A 16,548-nucleotide genomic window follows, 5' to 3' on the forward strand; every position below is an offset into this window, starting at 1 on the left:
GCACACCGACCTTCTCCAGCGCCTCCTTCTTGGCCTGCGCCGTCCCCGCGGAACCCGACACGATCGCCCCGGCATGACCCATCGTCTTACCCTCAGGCGCGGTGAACCCCGCCACATAGGCCACCACCGGCTTGGTCACGTGCTCCTCGATGTAAGCCGCCGCACGCTCCTCCGCGTCCCCGCCGATCTCACCGATCATCACGATCGCCTCGGTACCCGGATCCGCCTGGAACGCCTCCAGCGCATCGATGTGCGTCGTCCCGATCACCGGGTCACCACCGATGCCCACCGCCGTCGAAAAGCCGACGTCACGCAGCTCGTACATCAACTGGTACGTCAACGTCCCCGACTTGCTCACCAACCCGATACGACCCGCCGTGGTGATGTCCGCCGGGATGATGCCCGCGTTGGACGCGCCAGGCGAGGCGATGCCGGGGCAGTTCGGGCCGATGATGCGGGTCCTGGCGCCCTTGGAGATCGCGTACGCCCAGAACTCGGTGCTGTCGTGGACCGGCACGCCCTCGGTGATGACGACGGCCAGCGGGATCTCCGCGTCGATCGCCTCGATGACGGCGGCCTTGGTGCGCGCCGGCGGTACGAAGATCACGGTGACGTCCGCGCCGGTCGCGGCCACGGCGTCGGACACGGTCGCGAACACCGGGAGCTGCACGCCGTCGAAGTCGACGGTCGTGCCCGCCTTGCGGGGGTTGGTACCGCCGACGACCTGCGCACCGGCCTTGAGCATCCGGCGGGTGTGCTTCGACCCCTCGGAGCCCGTCATGCCCTGGACGATGATCTTGCTGTTCTCGGTCAGCCAGATTGCCATTACGCACCTACCGCAGCGAGCTCGGCGGCGCGCTTGGCCGCTTCGTCCATCGTGTCGACGAGTTCGACGCGGGCCAGCCCCGCGTCGGAGAGGATCTGCCGCCCGAGGGTGGCGTTGTTGCCGTCCAGCCGGACGACCAGCGGGTGCGTCACGGTCTCGCCCCGGGAGTCGAGCAGCTTGAACGCCGAGACGATGCCGTTGGCGACCGCGTCGCACGCGGTGATGCCGCCGAAGACGTTCACGAACACCGACTTGACGCTCGGGTCGGACAGGACGATCTCCAGGCCGTTGGCCATGACCTCCGCCGAGGCGCCGCCGCCGATGTCGAGGAAGTTGGCCGGCTTCTGCCCGCCGTACTGCTCACCCGCGTAGGCGACGACGTCCAGGGTGGACATCACCAGGCCCGCGCCGTTGCCGATGATCCCGACGGACCCCTCCAGCTTGACGTAGTTGAGGTCCTTCTCCTTGGCCCTGGCCTCCAGCGGGTCCTCGGCGGCCTTGTCGGCGTAGGACTCGTGCTCGGCCTGGCGGAAGGAGGCGTTGTCGTCGAGGGTGACCTTGCCGTCGAGGGCCTTCACCTGGCCGTCCTCGGTCAGGATCATCGGGTTGACCTCGACCAGGGTGGCGTCCTCGTCGACGAAGACGGCCCAGATCTTCTCGATGATGTCCGCGGCGCCGTCGAGCGCGGCCTCGGGCAGCCCGCCCGCCTGGGCGATCTCACGGGCCCGGGCGCGGTCGACACCGGTCAGCGGGGAGACCGGGATCTGGGCGACCTTGTCGGGCGACGTGTGAGCGACCTCTTCGATCTCCATGCCGCCCGCGGCGGAGCAGATGGCGAGGAAGGTGCGGTTGGCGCGGTCGAGCAGGAAGGAGAAGTAGTACTCCTCCGCGATCGCGCTGGCCTCCTCGACGAGGACCTTGTGGACCGTGTGGCCCTTGATGTCCATGCCGAGGATGTCGGTGGCCTTCTGCTGGGCGTCGGCGGCGTCGGCGGCGACCTTGACGCCTCCCGCCTTGCCCCGGCCCCCGGTCTTGACCTGGGCCTTGACGACAACGCGACCGGTCAGCCGCTCGGCTGCCGCGCGTGCCTCCTCCACGGTGTGCGCGACGACGCCGCGCGGCACCGGGATGCCATACTCCGCGAAGAGCTCCTTCGCCTGATGTTCGAACAGGTCCACGAGGGTCCGTCCTTGCTTGTCCGGCTGACTTCTTCTCTACGTTGAGGGACCAGACCTGGGGACACCCGCGTTCTGCCGCAAGCCTGGCCTGAGAAGCCTAGCCCTCATCAGGACATGTGACGCTCGCCGGGGGTGCTTTACCCTCCGCCGTCCGGTACTGGGATACGGCAAATTTTCACAAATTTCACAAAGCCCCCTTCTGATCCGCATTTGTCGGCGCGTCCGGCCGCCGATTCCCGTCCCGTCCGCCGGTTCCCGCGTCCAGGACGGACCCGCTCGCTTCGTCAGGTCCGGGCCATCGCCGGTCGCTTGGTGTAGTCCGTCAGGCCGATCACGTTCCCCCACGGGTCGGCGACCTCGACCGTCCAGCCGGTGTGGACCTCGAACGGCTCCGCCAGGAGCCTCACCCCGGCCGCCACCAGTTCGGCCCCGGCCGCCCGGGCGTCGGCCACCTCCAGCCACACCCGCATCGACCCGCCGTCCGCGACGTGCCCCACGCGGACGAGCAGGCCGGGGGCCTCGTCGCCGATCGCGAACAGGGCCATCTGCCCCACGGCGAACCGCACCGGCAGCCCGAGCCGGTCCCCGTAGAAGCGGCGCGCCTCGTCGAGGTCGCCGACGCCGACCAGGACGTTGTCCACGCCCTTGACCCGCATCACGCCTCCGGCCGCAGGGCCGGGTGGTCGCGCCAGGCCGGCAGCGTGCGCATGTACGCCTTGGTGGCCTCCTCGGCGTCGGCGCGGGCCTGACCGGCGCGCTGGGTCTGCCACTGCACCATCCGCTCGAACCGCTCCTCGAAGGACTGGAGCGCGCCGTCGGGCGCGCAGTGGCGGCACCAGACGCCGTCCGGATGGCCCGGCGCACGGTCCTCGGCGGTCGCCAACGGCATTCCGCAGCTCTCGCAGGTATCCACGCTCATCCTTTTTCTTCCTCTCTGAGTAGTGCCCGTAGCCCCTCCACCAGCCCCTGCCTTTCCCGCGTGGTCATCCGCCGCACCGCCCGCGCGAGCGCGTCGTCGGCGAGGACCTTCGGCCGTACGGCGGCCGCCGCCGCGCGCCCCTCGTCGGTGACCCAGAGGAAGACCCGGCGCCGGTCTCGCTCGTCCCGGATGCGGGCGACCAGCCCGCGCTCCTCGACGCGGTCGGCCAGCTCGGTCGTCGCGGCCTTGGACAGGCGCAGGTGCTCGGCCAGCTCTCCCACGGTGAGCGGGCCCGAGGCGGTCAGGTGGGCGAGGACGGCGTGCATCCGGGAGGTCAGGCCGGAGCCGTCGACGGGCCGGGCGGACGCCTTGAACCTGCGGTAGACCGCCGGGTAGAGCCGGGCGATCTCGTCTGCCGCCTCTTTCTCCTCCATTGGCCCCAAACAGTTCGTACCTGATATTTCGTGTACGAACCTTATGGCGGGAAAGGCGAGTTGTCCAGGGGTTCGTGATTCGAATGTGATCTTGACTGGCGAGAATATCCGGGCCCCCAAAGCGGGGCGAGCGTTACATAACTGGAGGAACCCCTCAATGAGGCGACGGATCGCCCTAGCCGCAACGGCCCTGATCGCACCGGCGCTGGCGATGGCCACGCCGGCCCCCGCACAGGCGGCCCCCGCCACCGCGCACGCGACCGCCGCCGCCCCGCGGGCCGTCCCCAGCGGCCCGGTCGACGCGCTGCGGCGGCAGTTCGCGAAGAGGACGACCGTGCGTGTCGACGAGGTGGCGCGCCTGATCCTGGACCACGACGACCTGCTCTCCTACCGGCAGTCCGGCGTCGTGCGCTTCGGGAAGACCGGCGTCGACGCCTACGACCTGCGGACCTCGGGTGTGACCGGGTCGGGGAACAGCACCGTCCTGCGCACGATCAAGGTGGACGGCAAGGTCTACCTGAAGAGCGCGCTGTACGACGACCTGCTGCCCGCGGGACGGACGTGGATCCGCACCAGCACGGACGGCGACGGCGTCACCAGCAGCATGATCGACGTGCTGCGTCCGAAGGTCCTCGCGGCCGTCCTGGCGACCACGAAGTCCAAGTCCCCCGCCGGCCGGATCGGCGGTTCCCCGACCGTCCTGCTCCAGGGCTCGATCACCTTGGCGCAGCTCGCCAAGGTGTCGCCTGACGCCGGCGCCGTGGCCAAGATGTACAAGGTCAAGAAGACCGTCAAGCTGCCCTGGAAGCTGTGGATCGGCGCCGACCAGCTCCCCCGCCGCTTCGCGTCGACGTTCCCGCTGACGTTCAGCGCGAAGGCCCCCAACCTGTCGACCGCGACCGACAGCCGGTTCGCCGCGTGGGGCGGCAAGGTCGCCATCACGGCGCCCCCCGCCGACCTGGTGATCGACGAAGAGGACATCGAGACCGACATCCCGGTGCCGGACGACTTCACCACGACCATCACCAAACTGGCGGCCCGCGAACGCTGATCACCAGGGCCCGAAGGCCAGGGTCTCCGATTCGGCGCGGGCGAGGCCGATGAGTCCTCGCGCCGGAACCGGGAACCGGGAACCGTCCAAGCGTCCGGCGGAGGGAATCCTTCTCTCCGCCGGGAACGGGTACGGGAACGGTCAGAGCTTTTCGATCGGGGCGTAGGCGAGGCGGAGGGTCTTCTCTCCGCCGGAGCCGAAGTCGATCTTCACGTTGGTCTTCTCGGCGAAGCCGTCGACGGTGACCACCGTGCCGAGCCCGAAGGTGTCGTGCGTCACCCGGTCACCCGGGCTGAGGTTCGGGATCTCCCGCCCGCCGGCCTTCTTGGGGGCGGCGGCGGCGCGGGTCCTGCGGGAGGTGGCGGCCGTCCAGGCGCTCTTCTGCGGGTCGCCGCGCCAGTCGAGCAGGTCGGCCGGCACCTCGGCGAGGAACCGGGACGCGGGGTTGAACGCGGGCGAGCCCCACGAGCTGCGGACGGCGGCACGCGAGACGTAGAGCCGCTGCTGGGCGCGGGTGATGCCGACGTAGGCCAGGCGCCGCTCCTCCTCCAGCTCCCTCGGCTCGCCCAGCGACCGCATGTGGGGGAAGACCCCGTCCTCCAGGCCGGTGAGGAACACCACGGGGAACTCCAGGCCCTTGGCGGTGTGCAGGGTCATCAGTGTGACGACGCCTTGGTGGTCCTCGCCCTCGGGGATCTGGTCGGCGTCGGCCACCAGCGAGACCTGCTCGAGGAAGTCCACGAGCGTGCCCTCGGGGTTGGCCTCCTCGAACTCCTGGGCCACCGAGATGAGCTCGTTGAGGTTCTCCAGCCGGCTCTCGTCCTGCGGGTCGCCCGAGGTCTCCAGCTCGGTGCGGTAGCCCGTGGAGGCGAGGATCTCCTCGGCGAGCTCGGAGATCGCCAGCTCCTTGGTCCGCAGGTCGTCGAGCAGCGCGACGAACTCCTTGATCGCGTTGAGCGAGCGGGTGGCGAGGCCGGGGGCCTCCTCGGCGCGCCGGAGGCCGTCCCAGAAGCTGACGCGCTCGCGGTTGGCGAACGCCTCGACCATGGACTCGGCCCGGTCGCCGATGCCGCGCTTGGGGACGTTCAGCACCCGGCGCAGCGACACCGTGTCGCTGGGGTTGGCGAGGACCCGCAGGTAGGCCAGCAGGTCGCGGACCTCCCTGCGCTCGTAGAAGCGCACCCCGCCGACGACCTTGTACGGCAGGCCGGTGCGGATGAAGATCTCCTCGAAGACGCGGGAGGCCGCGTTGGTGCGGTAGAAGACCGCGACGTGGCCAGGTGTCACGTCGTCCTCGTCGGAGAGCCGGTCGACCTCCTGCGCGACGAACATGGCCTCGTCGTGCTCGTTGTCGGCGACGTAACCGATGATCTTCGGCCCGGCGCCCTGGTCGGACCAGAGGTTCTTGGGCTTGCGGCTCTCGTTGCGCGAGATCACGGCGTTGGCGGCCGACAGGATCGTCTGGGTGGAGCGGTAGTTCTGCTCCAGCAGGATCGTGCGCGCGTCGGGGTAGTCGCGCTCGAACTCCAGGATGTTGCGGATGGTCGCGCCCCGGAAGGCGTAGATCGACTGGTCGGCGTCGCCGACCACGCACAGCTCGGCCGGCTCGACCCCGCCCTCGACCCCCCGGACCAGGTCGCCGTCGGCGGTGCGCGCCTCGGGACGGCCGACCAGCTCCCTGATCAGCGTGTACTGCGCGTGGTTGGTGTCCTGGTACTCGTCGACCATGACGTGGCGGAACCGGCGCCGGTAGTGCTCGGCCACGTCGGGGAAGAGCTGGAGCAAGGTGACCGTCAGCATGATGATGTCGTCGAAGTCCATGGCGCCGGCCTCGGTGAGCCTGCGCTGGTAGCCCCGGTAGGCCTCGGCGAGCGTGCGCTCCAGGTGGGTCTGCGCCTTGTCCGCGGCCGACTCGTAGTCGATCAGCTCGTTCTTGAGGTTGCTGACCTGGGCGGAGAACGAACGCGGCGGGTAGCGCTTGGGGTCCAGGTCGAGCTCGCGGCACACCATCGCCATCAGCCGCTGGGAGTCGGCCTGGTCGTAGATCGAGAAGCTGGAGGTGAAACCGAGCCGCTTGGCCTCCCTGCGCAGGATGCGGACGCAGGCGCTGTGGAAGGTCATCACCCACATGGCCCTCGACCTCGGGCCGACGAGCTTGTCGACCCGCTCCTTCATCTCCTTGGCGGCCTTGTTGGTGAAGGTGATCGCCAGGATCTCCTGGGGCTGGACGTCACGCTCGGAGAGCAGGTAGGCGATGCGGTGCGTGAGCACCCGTGTCTTCCCCGAGCCGGCGCCCGCGACGATCAGAAGCGGGGTGCCCTCGTGCACGACGGCGTCGCGCTGCTGCGGGTTGAGCCCGTCGAGCAGCGGATGATCAACAGTGGGGTTAACGGCTCGGGTCGACACGCCTTTAGATTATGGCCGCCCACCGACATTGGGCGCCCCTTCCGGCACGGCCGGAGCCACCGGACCGGCCCGGGACCCGTCCGACCGGCCCCGCCGTGCCACGGGACGGCCGAAAGATGGCCCAGAGGCGGAAATATCGAACGAAGTCCCCGTGTTCACCGCCCAGTGAACCGAGGAGGACGATCGTGTTCACCGCGCAGTGAACCTAGGAGGACGATCGTGACCGCACTTGACGACGACGGCATCAGCACGATTCTGGTGGTGACCGCCCACCCGGACGACGTGGACTTCGGCGCCGCCGGCACCGTGGCGACGTTCACCGACAGGGGCGTGCGTGTCGTGTACTGCGTCGTCACCGACGGGGACGCCGGAGGGTTCGACCGCGAGACCGACAACGGCGGCATGGCCGCGCTGCGGCGCGACGAGCAGACCGAGGCCGCCAAGCGGGTGGGCGTCCACGAGCTCCACTTCCTCGGGTACCGCGACGGCACCGTGGAGCCGACCCTGCCCCTGCGCCGCGACATCACGCGGGTCATCCGGCAGGTCCGCCCCGACCGGGTCCTCACCTCGACCCCCGAGCGCAACTACGCCCGCGTCGGGCCGAGCCATCCCGACCACCGCGCCGTCGGCGGGGCCACGCTCGACGCGGTCTACCCCGACGCGCGCAACCCGTACGCCTTCCCCGAGCTGCTCACCGAGGAGGGCCTTGAGGCGTGGACGGTCCGCGAGGTGTGGCTGACCGGCGGCATGGCCAACAACCACTACGTGGACGTCACCGCCGTGGTCGACCGTAAGATCGCGGCCCTGCGCGCCCATGTGAGCCAGACCGGCCACATGGACACGCTGGAGGAGTTCGTCAAGGGCTGGCTGGCCACGAACGCCGCGACGGCGGGCCTGCCCGAGGGCAGTTACGCGGAGGGCTTCCAGGTCGTCCCCACCGCCTGAGCCGCCCCGTCGGACGGCGCGCGGCCGGGCCGGGGGGCTCTGGCGGACGCCCGGCGGTCCAGGCGCCGGGCGGCGCGGGCGGCGACGAAGCCGAGCGAGTTGGTGGCCAGGTGGACCAGGGCCGGGGCCACCAGCCCGCCGCGCCGGCGCAGCTCGTGGAAGAACACCCCGGCCAGGCCGGTCGCGACGACGGACCCCGCGACCAGGCGCACGGCCTCCCCGCCGGACCCCGCGCGGCCGGGGGGCTCCTCGGCATCCTTGACGCCCTGCCCGGGAAGGGCGTGCGACTCGGGAAGTGCGGTCGCCTCGGGAGGGGTGCCCGATTCGGGAAGGGCGTCCGACTCGGGAGGGGTGCCCGACTCGGGAGGGGTGTCCGACTCGGGAGAGGCCGCCGCCTCGGGAGGTATGGCCGAGGCGAGGTGGCCGAGGGCCGGGTTGGCCGCCGCCATGTCGAGGGCCGGCAGGACGTGCCACAGCCCGAAGACCGCCGAGGAGACCCCGACGGCCGCGACCGGCCCGTACGAGCGGCGCAGCACCGCCGGCAGCACCCCGCGGAAGGCGACCTCCTCCAGCAGGACCGTGCCCAGCGGGACCTGGACGGCGATCTCCTCCAGCAGGCGGGCGCGCGACAGCCCGAGCGCCCGCTCGTCGCGGAGGAAACGGCGGGCCGGCGGGAAGAGGACGCCTCCGGCGTAGACCACCGCGACCGCGCCGGCCAGCGCGCCGCCGATCGCCGCACCCCGGCGGGCGTCCGTGAAGCCCAGCTCAGGCCAGGACAGGCCGGACCGCCGGGCCAGGGCCACGAGCGTGCCCGCCGCGACCACCGACGTCACGGGCGCCTGGCGCCGGGCGGCCCGGTTGTTGAGCACGTTGGCCGCCACCAGCACGCCGAGGACCGCCGGCAGGAGCGGCGCGCCGTCACCTGACCTGGGCGGAGGAGTGGGGGTCATGAGGCGGTGCGCTGCCGCCAGCCAGGAGGGAAGCGCAGGCGGCGGCGCTCGGCCGTGGTGAGGCCGCCCCAGATGCCCTCGGGCTCGCCCGCGCGCAGGGCGTAGGCCCGGCACTCGGCGATCACCGGGCACGTGGCGCAGACCGCCTTGGCCCGCGCCTCCTGCTCGGGGTAGGGGGTCTCGGGGAAGAACAGCTCCGGATCGGAACCGCGGCAGGACCCCCTGGAAGCCCAGCCCGCCTCGCGGACGGTCTCCGTATCCATGACCACCTCCCAGACCCCGCTCCTACCCGCCGGGCTGGGGTCTGTCCCCGGCGGCACGTCCACCTCTCGGTGTATCCGATCACCTCGCCGGTCGCCCCGGCGGGGGTACTTCAGCAGGCGCCGACCCCCTTGGTGAAGCCGGAGGCGAAGGCCTGCTGGCGCTGGACGGGGGTGCCGTGAGCGTCGGGGCGCCACCACGCGTCGGTGGGGTCGCCGGCCGCCGCGAGGTTGGCCAGCAGCTCCTCGTCGTCGCCGTTCTCGGCCTCGAGCTGCTTCTCGTCGATCAGGCCCTTCAGCGCGCCCCCGCCGTAGCAGTCGGCCTGGAGCTCACGCTGGACGTTGAGGCTGAAGTCGCTCATGAGCTGGGCCTGGACGGCGTGCCCGATCTCGTGCGGGATGATCACGTAGACCGCGCCGTCGCCGCTCTCGTCGTAGAGCGAGCGCAGCCAGTCCTTGTCGTAGGCGACGAAATGCCCGACCGGGCAGTAGAAGGCGTTCTCCGGGAGGGCGGGCTGGCCGCCGCAGTCGGGGCCGCCGTCCCCTGAGTACCCGACGAACTTCTGCAGGGGGCGGTAGGTCTTGCCCGCCGCCTGGAACTCCTGCCGCCAGTAGCGCTCGGTGAAGGTGCGCGCGAGCTCAACGTCCTCGTCGAACGTCTGCCCTGCGGGCTCGGCCGGCTTGGCGGACTGGGCGGGTTCGCCCTGCCGGTCGGAGGTCCGTAGGCCGGGCGGCGGGGTCGGCGCGGAGAACTGGTCCTTCCAGAAGTCGACCGACGAGCAGCCCGCCGCGAGAACGGCTGCGAGCACGAGCGGCAGGACTGTGCGAGGGGTCACACCGTCAATCTTGGCCGACCCGGAGCCCTCCCGCGCGGGCAATCGTCAGACGAGGCGCCGGGCGGTAGCCCAGCGAGACAGTTCGTGCCTGTTGGAGAGCTGAAGTTTGCGCAGGACGGAGGAGACGTGCGTCTCGACCGTCTTCACCGAGATGAACAGCTCCTTGGCGATCTCCTTGTACGCGTACCCGCGCGCGATCAGCCGCAGCACCTCGCGCTCGCGGGTGGTCAGCGAGTCCAGCTCGGGGTCGATGGACGGCGCCTCGGTGGAGGCGAAGGCGTCCAGCACGAACCCGGCCAGCCGCGGCGAGAAGACCGCGTCGCCCTCGGAGACCCGGACGATCGCGTCGGTCAGCTCCCTGCCGCTGATGGTCTTGGTGACGTACCCCCGCGCGCCGCCGCGGATGACGCCGATCACGTCCTCGGCCGCGTCGGAGACCGACAGCGCGAGGAAGCGGACCTGGGACCCCGAGCCGAGCACCCGGCGCAGCACCTCCTGGCCGCCGCCCCCGGGCATGTGGACGTCGAGGAGGATCACGTCCGGCTTGAGCGCCTCGATGGCCGTGACCGCCGACTCGACGTCCTCCGCCTCGCCGACCACCTCGATCTGGGGGCCCAGCTCGGCGCGCACTCCCGACCGGAAGAGCCGGTGGTCGTCCACGATCAGTACCTTGACCATCACAGGGCTCCCTCAGAGCATCGGGGCAGGCCGTGGTTCACGACTGCTCCCGCTTTACCGTCAGCATTACTTCCGTCCCCTCGCCAGGTCCAGTCTTGACCCTGGCGCTTCCGCCGTGGCGCTCCATCCGGCCGATGATCGACTGGCGGATGCCCATGCGGTCGTCGGGGACGTCGTCCATGTCGAAGCCCTTGCCCCGGTCCCTGACGAACACGGTGACCTCGTCCGCCTCCACCTCCGCGTACACGGATATGACCGGCGCCTCAGCATATTTGGCCGCGTTCACCATCGCCTGCCGGGCGGCCTGCAGCAGGGCGCGCAGCCCGTCGTCCAGGTCGCAGTCACCGACGCAGACGATCTCGATCGGTATGCCGTGCTCGTCCTCGATCTCGGCGGCCACCCGGCGCACGGCCGCGGCCATCGACGCGTCGGCGTCCGCCTTGGGCTGGTACAGCCAGTTGCGGAGCTCGCGTTCCTGCGACCGGGCCAGCCGGGTGACCTCGAACGGATCGCCCGAGTTGCGCTGGATGAGCGTGAGGGTGTGCAGCACCGAGTCGTGGACGTGCGCGGCCATCTCGGCGCGCTCCTCCTGCCGGATGCGCTCCCGGCGCTCCTTCTGCAGTTCCTTCCACAGCCCGGTCAGCCAGGGCGCCGCGATCAGCGCGATGCCGCCGACCACGACAGCGGTGAACACCAGGCCGGGACGGGCCTCGGCGAGCTTGCCCTGGGCGGCCAGGAAGCCGATCGCGCCGGTGACCACCAGAAGGAGGCCGATGGCGGTGCGTATCCATGATCGCCGTACCTGGCGGACCGCGTCGGTCATCCAGCGCTGGCGGCGCCCGGGTTCCGCCTGCTGCCACAGGATCAGGGTGCCGATGCCGCCCACGGCGATCGACCAGGTGCCGACGCCGCCGGTCGACGCGCCGGTGATCCAGCCGAACGCCGTCAGCGCCATGCCGAGCGCGCCGTACGCGGCGGCCTGGCCCCAGTCGCGACCGGGCGGCTCCCCCTCGTACTGTTCGCGCGGAGTGAACATCCACAGGGCGGCGTAGGCGAGGACGCCCAGCCCGTCCAGGACACTGAGCAGCACGAAGGCCAGTCGCAGCACGACCGGGTCGAGCCGTAACTGGGCGGCGGCGCCTTGGGCGACGCCCGCCACGAGCCGGCCTTTCATGGGCCGGACCATGCGCGGGTACGCCTCGGGAATGGTGGGGGTCTCAGACATCTCCCGAGCATCGTCACACGTCGAGGGCCCTCCGTGCATCAGGGCGCCCCCTGACTCCTCCCCTGAGGGCTCGGGGACGAGTCAGGGGTGTCCCGGATGGTGAGCGGGCGGTCGTCCGGCCACGATGGACCCATGACCGAAGCAGGCATTCCCGACACGACGCAGGAGCCAGGTAGCTTCGCACCCGTGGACGAAGAGCGTGTGCTCAAGCGCAGTGACGAGGGACGCATGCTCACCGGCGTGTGCGCCGGGCTCGGCCGGTACACGGGGATGGACCCCGTGATCTTCCGGGTGGGCTTCGCCGCGCTCGTCGTCGGCTCCGGCATCGGCATCATGCTGTACGTCGGGGCGTTCCTGCTGATGAGGAGCCCGAACGGCGGGCCGGGGTACGCCGAGCAGTGGAGCCGCAGGGTCTTCGACACCGAGACCGTGATGGCGCTGCTGGCCGCGATCTTCGCGCTCGGGCTGATCATCAACCTGGCGGCCGACGGCATCAGCACCTCGACGGTCGTCGTCGGCACGCTGCTGGCGATCGCGCTCCTCGCGGCGCACGCCCGTGGCGTCGACCTGCTGGGCCTGGCGAGGACCCTGCCCGAGCGGGCCAGGGGACGGCGCGGCACCCGGCCGGTCCCCGAGCAGTGGGCGGGCTACCCGCCGGGCGCCCGCCCCTTCTCCCCTCTGCGCGACACTCCCGCCGGCCCCTTCGCCGACGCGAGGCCGGACGGCATGCCGGCCGCGGCCGCCGAGACCGTCACCGGCCCGAACGCGGGAGCGGCACCGGTCCAGGAGACGTGGGCGGGGGCGGTGCCGCTCGCCGATCGGGCACCGGACGCGGGGCCGGTGACCGAGCGCGCCACGGGGGCCGTGACCGAGCAGGTCGCGGACGCGGCGCCGGTCAGGGACGGGGGCACGGTGCCGGGCGCGGTGCCGGGCGCGGTCCCAGGGGTTTCAGGGGTTCCGGTGGCGGACGTACCCGTCGCGGACGCTCCCGTCGCGGGGGCGGGGAGCGGCGCGGAGGCGCCGGCGGGGGCCGGCGTCGCGCAGGAGTACCGCCGCCTGGCCGACCTCGCCAGGGAGGCGCGCGGCGCCTCGCCCGAGTCGGCGGGACCGCCTCGCGTGGCGCCCGGGGGCGCGGTCTCCTCGCGCTACGGGCCGGTGCGCCGCAGTGGCACGGGATCCGGTTCGACCGGGTTCGACTCGTCGGGCGAGCCCTTCGCCCCGCACGGGCCGTACAGCCGGTACACGCCGTCCCGCGCCTACGAGCCCCACGACTGGGGCTACGGCAGGGGAGGCGCGGGCGCCGCCCGCGCGGCCCGTCCCAAACGGCCGAAGTCCTACGTGGGCGCGGTCACGATGTTCGTCGCGCTCCTGACCGGGGGGATCATGTTCGCCGCGCAGTCACCCTCAGGGACGCCCGGAAACCTGCCGTTGATCGGCGGGGTGGTTCTGATCACGATCGGCGCGGGCCTGCTCGTCACGACCTGGTTCGGCCGGGGCGCGGGGCTGGTGGCGACAGGCACGATCATGTCTCTTCTTCTGGTGGCGGGGTCGACGGTGAACGGTATTCCGAGAAAGATCGGCAGCTACACGTGGGAGCCGCTGGACAGCTCCCAGACCATCCGCTCGTACTCCGTGGGCATCGGGGACGGAACGCTCGACCTGACGGGCACCAAGCTCGTGCCCGGGTCGCGCACCCGGTTCGACGCCTCGGTGTCCATCGGCGAACTCAAGATCATCGTGCCGCGCACGGCCCGGGTGGAGGTGTTCGGGTACACCAGGCTGGGCGACGTGAAGATCGAGCACACCGTCCAGGGTGGCGCGGACGTCCACCACGACAAGGTCCTCGAACCGGACGTCGCCTCCTCCGGGAGCACGCCCGTGATCGAGCTGCACGTCAAGGCGGGCATCGGCGACGTGGAGGTGAACCGTGCGGCATAGGACGGACTGGCTGTCGCTGCTCGCGGGCCTGCTGTTCATCGGCATCGGCATCCGCTACCTGGTCCGGCCCGAGCCGGACACGCTGATCATGGCCCTGGTCCTGGTCTTCGGGATCGGCTTCGCCGGATTCGTCGGCATCATCGCCAAGGCCGTACGCAAACGCTGACCCGGGCCGGCGGGATCACCCGGCCCGCTTCTAACGGCAGTGCGATGGAAATGGCGTTAGAATGGCGTGATGTCCGACCCCTTGGCCCTGCGGTTCACCCAGACCGTCCGCGCGAGCCGCGACGGGCCCGCCGACGCCCTCGCCGACACGGCCGGCCTGGCCGCCTGGGTCGCCGCCAACGCCGGGGACCTCGGCGTGGACGCCGCCACGTTCACCCCTAGCGAGTCCCTGCGCGAGGAGGTCGTCGCGCTCCGCCAGGCCGTACGGGCACTGTTCGCCAGGGCGGTCGCCCCCGGAGAGCCCAGTTCGGCCGACGCGGCCCGCCTCCCGAGGTTCACCGAGGCGCTCGCCGCCGTGAACGCGACGGCGATGGCCGTCCCGACGGCCCCGCGGCTCGACTGGCCGGCGGACTCGGGCCCGGTGGCGACGAGCGAGCCGGCCGTCGCGGTGAGCGGGTCGGCGCGGCTGCGTGCGGCGCTGGCTTCGGCGGCGGTGGAGTTCCTGGCCGGCCCCGACCGGGAGCGGCTGCGGGCCTGCCCGGCGCCGCGCTGCGTCATCTATTTCGTCAAGGAGCACACCCGGCAGGAGTGGTGCTCGGTCACCTGCGGCAACCGGGCACGCGCCGCCCGCCACTACCGGCAGCACCGCGCCGGCTGACCCCTCCCCCGGCGGTCCGATCCCACCAGCCTGCCGCCGATCCGGACCCGCCGCCCCACAGAACTTCTAACGGATTGATTCGGAGCCACCCGTTAGGTTAAGCTCGCCAGGAGTTCTAACGGACCATCGGCCTTGATTCCGTTATAAGTGAGTGGCGAAGGGTGGCGGCATGGCTTTCCAGATCGGGCACGTCGGCCTCAATGTGACCGACCTCGACCAGAGCAAGCGGTTCTACCAGCGCGTCTTCGGCTTCGCCGTCCACCACGAGTCGGCGGACGGCGACCGCCGGTACGCCTCCCTCGGGTACGACGGCGCCACCATGGTGACCCTCTGGCAGCAGAGCGAGGGCCGCTTCTCCGGCGCCGTGCCCGGCCTGCACCACTTCGCGTTCCGCGTCGCCGACCTGGACGCCGTACGGCGGGCCGAGGCCACGCTCAAGGAGATCGGCGTCGAGTTCGCCTACGAGGGCATCGTCCCGCACGGGAAGGACCGGACCTCCGGCGGCGTCTTCTTCACCGACCCCGACGGCATCCGGGTGGAGATCTTCGCCCCCTCCGGCGCCGAGTCGCTCACGGCGCCGGTGAGCGACGCCCCGACCTGCGGGTTCTTCTGATGGAGCACCCAGGGGAGGCCCTGCTGCAACGCCGCGCCGGGATGACCAGGCCGCTCGGCTCGGCCCGCGCGCGAGCGGAGATCCCTCCCGTGGCGGCCGAGTTCCTGCGGGCCCAGCGCATGCTGGTCATCGGCGCCCCCGGCGACGGGGGCAGGGTCTGGGCGGGCGCCCTCACCGGGCCCGAGGGGTTCGCCGACCCGATCGGCGAGCGCACGATCGCCATCGCCGCCCTGCCCGGCGCGCCGCTCGCGGGCCTGTTCGAGGAGGACCACGACATCGGGATCCTGGCCATCGAGCCCGCGACCCGCCGCCGCATGCGGGTGAACGGCCGGGCGCGCCGCGACGGCGACCGCCTGCTCGTCCACACCGAGCAGGTCTACTCCAACTGCCCGAAGTACATCCAGAGGCGCGAGCCGTCCACCGGCGGCGCGGCGGCCGGGGGCGAGGTCACGACGGGGACCGCCCTCACCCAGGCCCAGCGCAACTGGATCCGCGAGGCGGACACGTTCTTCGTCGCCACCCACGTGGACGGCGCTGGCACCGACGTCTCCCATCGTGGCGGGAACCCGGGGTTCGTCCGGGTCACCGGCGAGCGGCGCCTGGAGTGGCCGGAGTACCCCGGCAACTTCATGTTCATGACCCTCGGGAACCTGCTGCTCAACCCCGCCTGCGGTCTGCTGTTCCCCGACTGGGAGAACGGCCGGGGCCTGCACCTCACCGGCCGCGCGGAGATCGGCGGCGACGGGGTGACGTTCGACGTGGACGAGGTCGTCGAGGTGGCCGGAGAGCTGCCGGCGCACTGGCGGTTCCTGGAGTTCTCGCCGGTCAACCCGCCGGTGGATCGCTCGCGCGAGGTTTCGTAGCGCGCCCGGACCGGTATCGATCTTCCTGGGGGACGTTCGCCCACGCACCTGGACCGGTGTCGGTCCCCGGCGGGATTCCGTCCCGCGCCCGGACCGATACCGATACCGATACCGATACCGAGGAAAGGGATCTCCATGGCACCGCCGGTACCACCGTTCACGGAGGACACCGCACGGGTGAAGGTCCAGGGGGCCGAGGACGCGTGGAACACCCGCGACCCGCACCACGTGGCCCTCGCCTACACGCCCGGCTCGGTCTGGCGCAACCGGTCGGAGTTCGTGACCGGGCGCGACCAGATCACCGAGTTCCTCACCCGCAAGTGGGCCAAGGAGCTCGACTACGCGCTGCGCAAGGAGCTGTGGGCCTTCACCGGCGACCACATCGCGGTGCGTTTCCAGTACGAGTGCCGCGACCTCGACGGCCAGTGGTGGCGCAGCTACGGCAACGAGCTGTGGGAGTTCGACGAGGACGGCCTGATGCGGCGGCGCGAGGCCAGCATCAACGACCTGCCGATCGACGAGCGCGATCGGCGGATCTTCGGATCACGCCCCCGCGAGGAGCACGGCGTCCCGTTCCCCCTCGCGTGACGGGCCCGGCGGGCG

Annotated in this window: 19 protein-coding genes; 8 read left to right on the forward strand and 11 right to left on the reverse strand. The window is 71.5% G+C overall.

Annotation, left to right across the window (positions count from 1 at the left end):
• The 5 genes from sucD to NYZ98_RS35155 form a co-directional block, all read right to left on the reverse strand.
• A partial coding sequence (gene sucD / locus NYZ98_RS35135) for a succinate--CoA ligase subunit alpha (protein WP_262848430.1) occupies positions 1 to 826 on the reverse strand: 826 nt, incomplete at its 3' end.
• Positions 826 to 2,004: an ADP-forming succinate--CoA ligase subunit beta gene (gene sucC / locus NYZ98_RS35140; RefSeq protein ID WP_262848432.1), complete on the reverse strand. Its 1,179-nt coding sequence runs from the start codon at positions 2,002 to 2,004 to the stop codon at positions 826 to 828. The genes sucC and sucD, both read right to left, overlap by 1 nt.
• Positions 2,005 to 2,288: 284 nt before the next feature.
• Positions 2,289 to 2,660 carry a VOC family protein gene (locus NYZ98_RS35145; RefSeq protein ID WP_262848437.1) on the reverse strand — a complete coding sequence of 124 codons (372 nt, stop codon included), beginning with the start codon at positions 2,658 to 2,660 and terminating at the stop codon, positions 2,289 to 2,291.
• Positions 2,660 to 2,923: a zinc ribbon domain-containing protein gene (locus tag NYZ98_RS35150; protein WP_262848442.1), complete on the reverse strand. Its 264-nt coding sequence runs from the start codon at positions 2,921 to 2,923 to the stop codon at positions 2,660 to 2,662. Before NYZ98_RS35150 ends, NYZ98_RS35145 begins: the two co-directional genes overlap by 1 nt.
• Positions 2,920 to 3,357, reverse strand: a complete 438-nt coding sequence (locus tag NYZ98_RS35155) for a MarR family winged helix-turn-helix transcriptional regulator (protein ID WP_262848456.1) — start codon at positions 3,355 to 3,357, stop codon at positions 2,920 to 2,922. Before NYZ98_RS35155 ends, NYZ98_RS35150 begins: the two co-directional genes overlap by 4 nt.
• Before the next feature lie 157 nt (positions 3,358 to 3,514).
• Here NYZ98_RS35155 and NYZ98_RS35160 point away from each other — a divergent pair, with 157 nt between their 5' ends.
• Positions 3,515 to 4,408 carry a hypothetical protein gene (locus NYZ98_RS35160; protein WP_262848458.1) on the forward strand — a complete coding sequence of 298 codons (894 nt, stop codon included), beginning with the start codon at positions 3,515 to 3,517 and terminating at the stop codon, positions 4,406 to 4,408.
• A 141-nt stretch (positions 4,409 to 4,549) separates the two neighbouring features.
• Here NYZ98_RS35160 and pcrA read toward each other — a convergent pair whose 3' ends face one another.
• Positions 4,550 to 6,775: a DNA helicase PcrA gene (gene pcrA, locus NYZ98_RS35165; RefSeq protein ID WP_262848529.1), complete on the reverse strand. Its 2,226-nt coding sequence runs from the start codon at positions 6,773 to 6,775 to the stop codon at positions 4,550 to 4,552.
• Positions 6,776 to 7,030: 255 nt separating this feature from the next.
• Between pcrA and NYZ98_RS35170 the strand changes: the two genes are divergently transcribed.
• Entirely contained in the window at positions 7,031 to 7,759 is a 729-nt protein-coding gene (locus NYZ98_RS35170; protein ID WP_262848531.1) for a PIG-L deacetylase family protein, read from the forward strand.
• On the opposite strand, the gene NYZ98_RS35175 is transcribed toward NYZ98_RS35170, so the two are convergent.
• The 5 genes from NYZ98_RS35175 to NYZ98_RS35195 all read right to left on the reverse strand — a co-directional run bounded on the left by NYZ98_RS35175 (position 7,723) and on the right by NYZ98_RS35195 (position 11,708).
• Complete coding sequence (locus NYZ98_RS35175) at positions 7,723 to 8,709, reverse strand: CPBP family intramembrane glutamic endopeptidase (protein WP_262848460.1); 987 nt, start codon at positions 8,707 to 8,709, stop codon at positions 7,723 to 7,725. The two genes, NYZ98_RS35170 and NYZ98_RS35175, sit on opposite strands and share 37 nt — an antisense overlap.
• Positions 8,706 to 8,972 carry a WhiB family transcriptional regulator gene (locus NYZ98_RS35180; protein WP_262848462.1) on the reverse strand — a complete coding sequence of 89 codons (267 nt, stop codon included), beginning with the start codon at positions 8,970 to 8,972 and terminating at the stop codon, positions 8,706 to 8,708. Before NYZ98_RS35180 ends, NYZ98_RS35175 begins: the two co-directional genes overlap by 4 nt.
• A gap of 110 nt (positions 8,973 to 9,082) precedes the next feature.
• Positions 9,083 to 9,805, reverse strand: a complete 723-nt coding sequence (locus tag NYZ98_RS35185) for a neutral zinc metallopeptidase (protein ID WP_262848464.1) — start codon at positions 9,803 to 9,805, stop codon at positions 9,083 to 9,085.
• A gap of 45 nt (positions 9,806 to 9,850) precedes the next feature.
• Positions 9,851 to 10,483, reverse strand: a complete 633-nt coding sequence (locus NYZ98_RS35190; RefSeq protein WP_262848465.1) for a response regulator — start codon at positions 10,481 to 10,483, stop codon at positions 9,851 to 9,853.
• Positions 10,484 to 10,520: 37 nt separating this feature from the next.
• The gene (locus NYZ98_RS35195) at positions 10,521 to 11,708 is read right to left on the reverse strand and encodes an ATP-binding protein (RefSeq protein ID WP_262848467.1); all 1,188 of its coding nucleotides are present in this window, start codon (positions 11,706 to 11,708) and stop codon (positions 10,521 to 10,523) included.
• Between the two features lie 186 nt (positions 11,709 to 11,894).
• On the opposite strand from NYZ98_RS35195, the gene NYZ98_RS35200 reads away from it, so the two are divergent.
• The 6 genes from NYZ98_RS35200 (at position 11,895) to NYZ98_RS35225 (ending at position 16,533) form a co-directional block, all read left to right on the forward strand.
• Complete coding sequence (locus tag NYZ98_RS35200; RefSeq protein WP_262848469.1) at positions 11,895 to 13,646, forward strand: PspC domain-containing protein; 1,752 nt, start codon at positions 11,895 to 11,897, stop codon at positions 13,644 to 13,646.
• Positions 13,636 to 13,812: a hypothetical protein gene (locus tag NYZ98_RS35205; RefSeq protein WP_262848471.1), complete on the forward strand. Its 177-nt coding sequence runs from the start codon at positions 13,636 to 13,638 to the stop codon at positions 13,810 to 13,812. Before NYZ98_RS35200 ends, NYZ98_RS35205 begins: the two co-directional genes overlap by 11 nt.
• A 69-nt stretch (positions 13,813 to 13,881) precedes the next feature.
• Positions 13,882 to 14,469, forward strand: coding sequence for a CGNR zinc finger domain-containing protein (locus NYZ98_RS35210; RefSeq protein ID WP_262848473.1), 588 nt, complete (start codon positions 13,882 to 13,884; stop codon positions 14,467 to 14,469).
• Positions 14,470 to 14,638: 169 nt separating this feature from the next.
• Positions 14,639 to 15,082, forward strand: coding sequence for a VOC family protein (locus tag NYZ98_RS35215; RefSeq protein ID WP_262848475.1), 444 nt, complete (start codon positions 14,639 to 14,641; stop codon positions 15,080 to 15,082).
• Positions 15,082 to 15,945: a PNPOx family protein gene (locus NYZ98_RS35220; protein WP_262848477.1), complete on the forward strand. Its 864-nt coding sequence runs from the start codon at positions 15,082 to 15,084 to the stop codon at positions 15,943 to 15,945. The genes NYZ98_RS35215 and NYZ98_RS35220 overlap by 1 nt, the downstream gene beginning before the upstream one ends.
• Positions 15,946 to 16,080: 135 nt before the next feature.
• Positions 16,081 to 16,533 carry a nuclear transport factor 2 family protein gene (locus NYZ98_RS35225; protein ID WP_262848479.1) on the forward strand — a complete coding sequence of 151 codons (453 nt, stop codon included), beginning with the start codon at positions 16,081 to 16,083 and terminating at the stop codon, positions 16,531 to 16,533.
• Positions 16,534 to 16,548 lie beyond the last annotated feature (15 nt).

The organism is Sphaerisporangium corydalis (assembly GCF_025506355.1).
In the GTDB taxonomy this organism is placed as follows: Bacteria; Actinomycetota; Actinomycetes; order Streptosporangiales; family Streptosporangiaceae; genus Sphaerisporangium; species Sphaerisporangium corydalis.

Coding starts and splice junctions, on each gene's coding strand:
- NYZ98_RS35145 (WP_262848437.1), bottom strand. CDS start 2,660: ATGCGGGTCAAGGGCGTGGACAACGTCCTGGTCGGCGTCGGCGACCTC.
- NYZ98_RS35150 (WP_262848442.1), bottom strand. CDS start 2,923: ATGAGCGTGGATACCTGCGAGAGCTGCGGAATGCCGTTGGCGACCGCC.
- NYZ98_RS35155 (WP_262848456.1), bottom strand. CDS start 3,357: ATGGAGGAGAAAGAGGCGGCAGACGAGATCGCCCGGCTCTACCCGGCG.
- NYZ98_RS35160 (WP_262848458.1), top strand. CDS start 3,515: ATGAGGCGACGGATCGCCCTAGCCGCAACGGCCCTGATCGCACCGGCG.
- NYZ98_RS35175 (WP_262848460.1), bottom strand. CDS start 8,709: ATGACCCCCACTCCTCCGCCCAGGTCAGGTGACGGCGCGCCGCTCCTG.
- NYZ98_RS35180 (WP_262848462.1), bottom strand. CDS start 8,972: ATGGATACGGAGACCGTCCGCGAGGCGGGCTGGGCTTCCAGGGGGTCC.
- NYZ98_RS35190 (WP_262848465.1), bottom strand. CDS start 10,483: ATGGTCAAGGTACTGATCGTGGACGACCACCGGCTCTTCCGGTCGGGA.
- NYZ98_RS35195 (WP_262848467.1), bottom strand. CDS start 11,708: ATGTCTGAGACCCCCACCATTCCCGAGGCGTACCCGCGCATGGTCCGG.
- NYZ98_RS35210 (WP_262848473.1), top strand. CDS start 13,882: ATGTCCGACCCCTTGGCCCTGCGGTTCACCCAGACCGTCCGCGCGAGC.
- NYZ98_RS35215 (WP_262848475.1), top strand. CDS start 14,639: ATGGCTTTCCAGATCGGGCACGTCGGCCTCAATGTGACCGACCTCGAC.
- NYZ98_RS35220 (WP_262848477.1), top strand. CDS start 15,082: ATGGAGCACCCAGGGGAGGCCCTGCTGCAACGCCGCGCCGGGATGACC.
- NYZ98_RS35225 (WP_262848479.1), top strand. CDS start 16,081: ATGGCACCGCCGGTACCACCGTTCACGGAGGACACCGCACGGGTGAAG.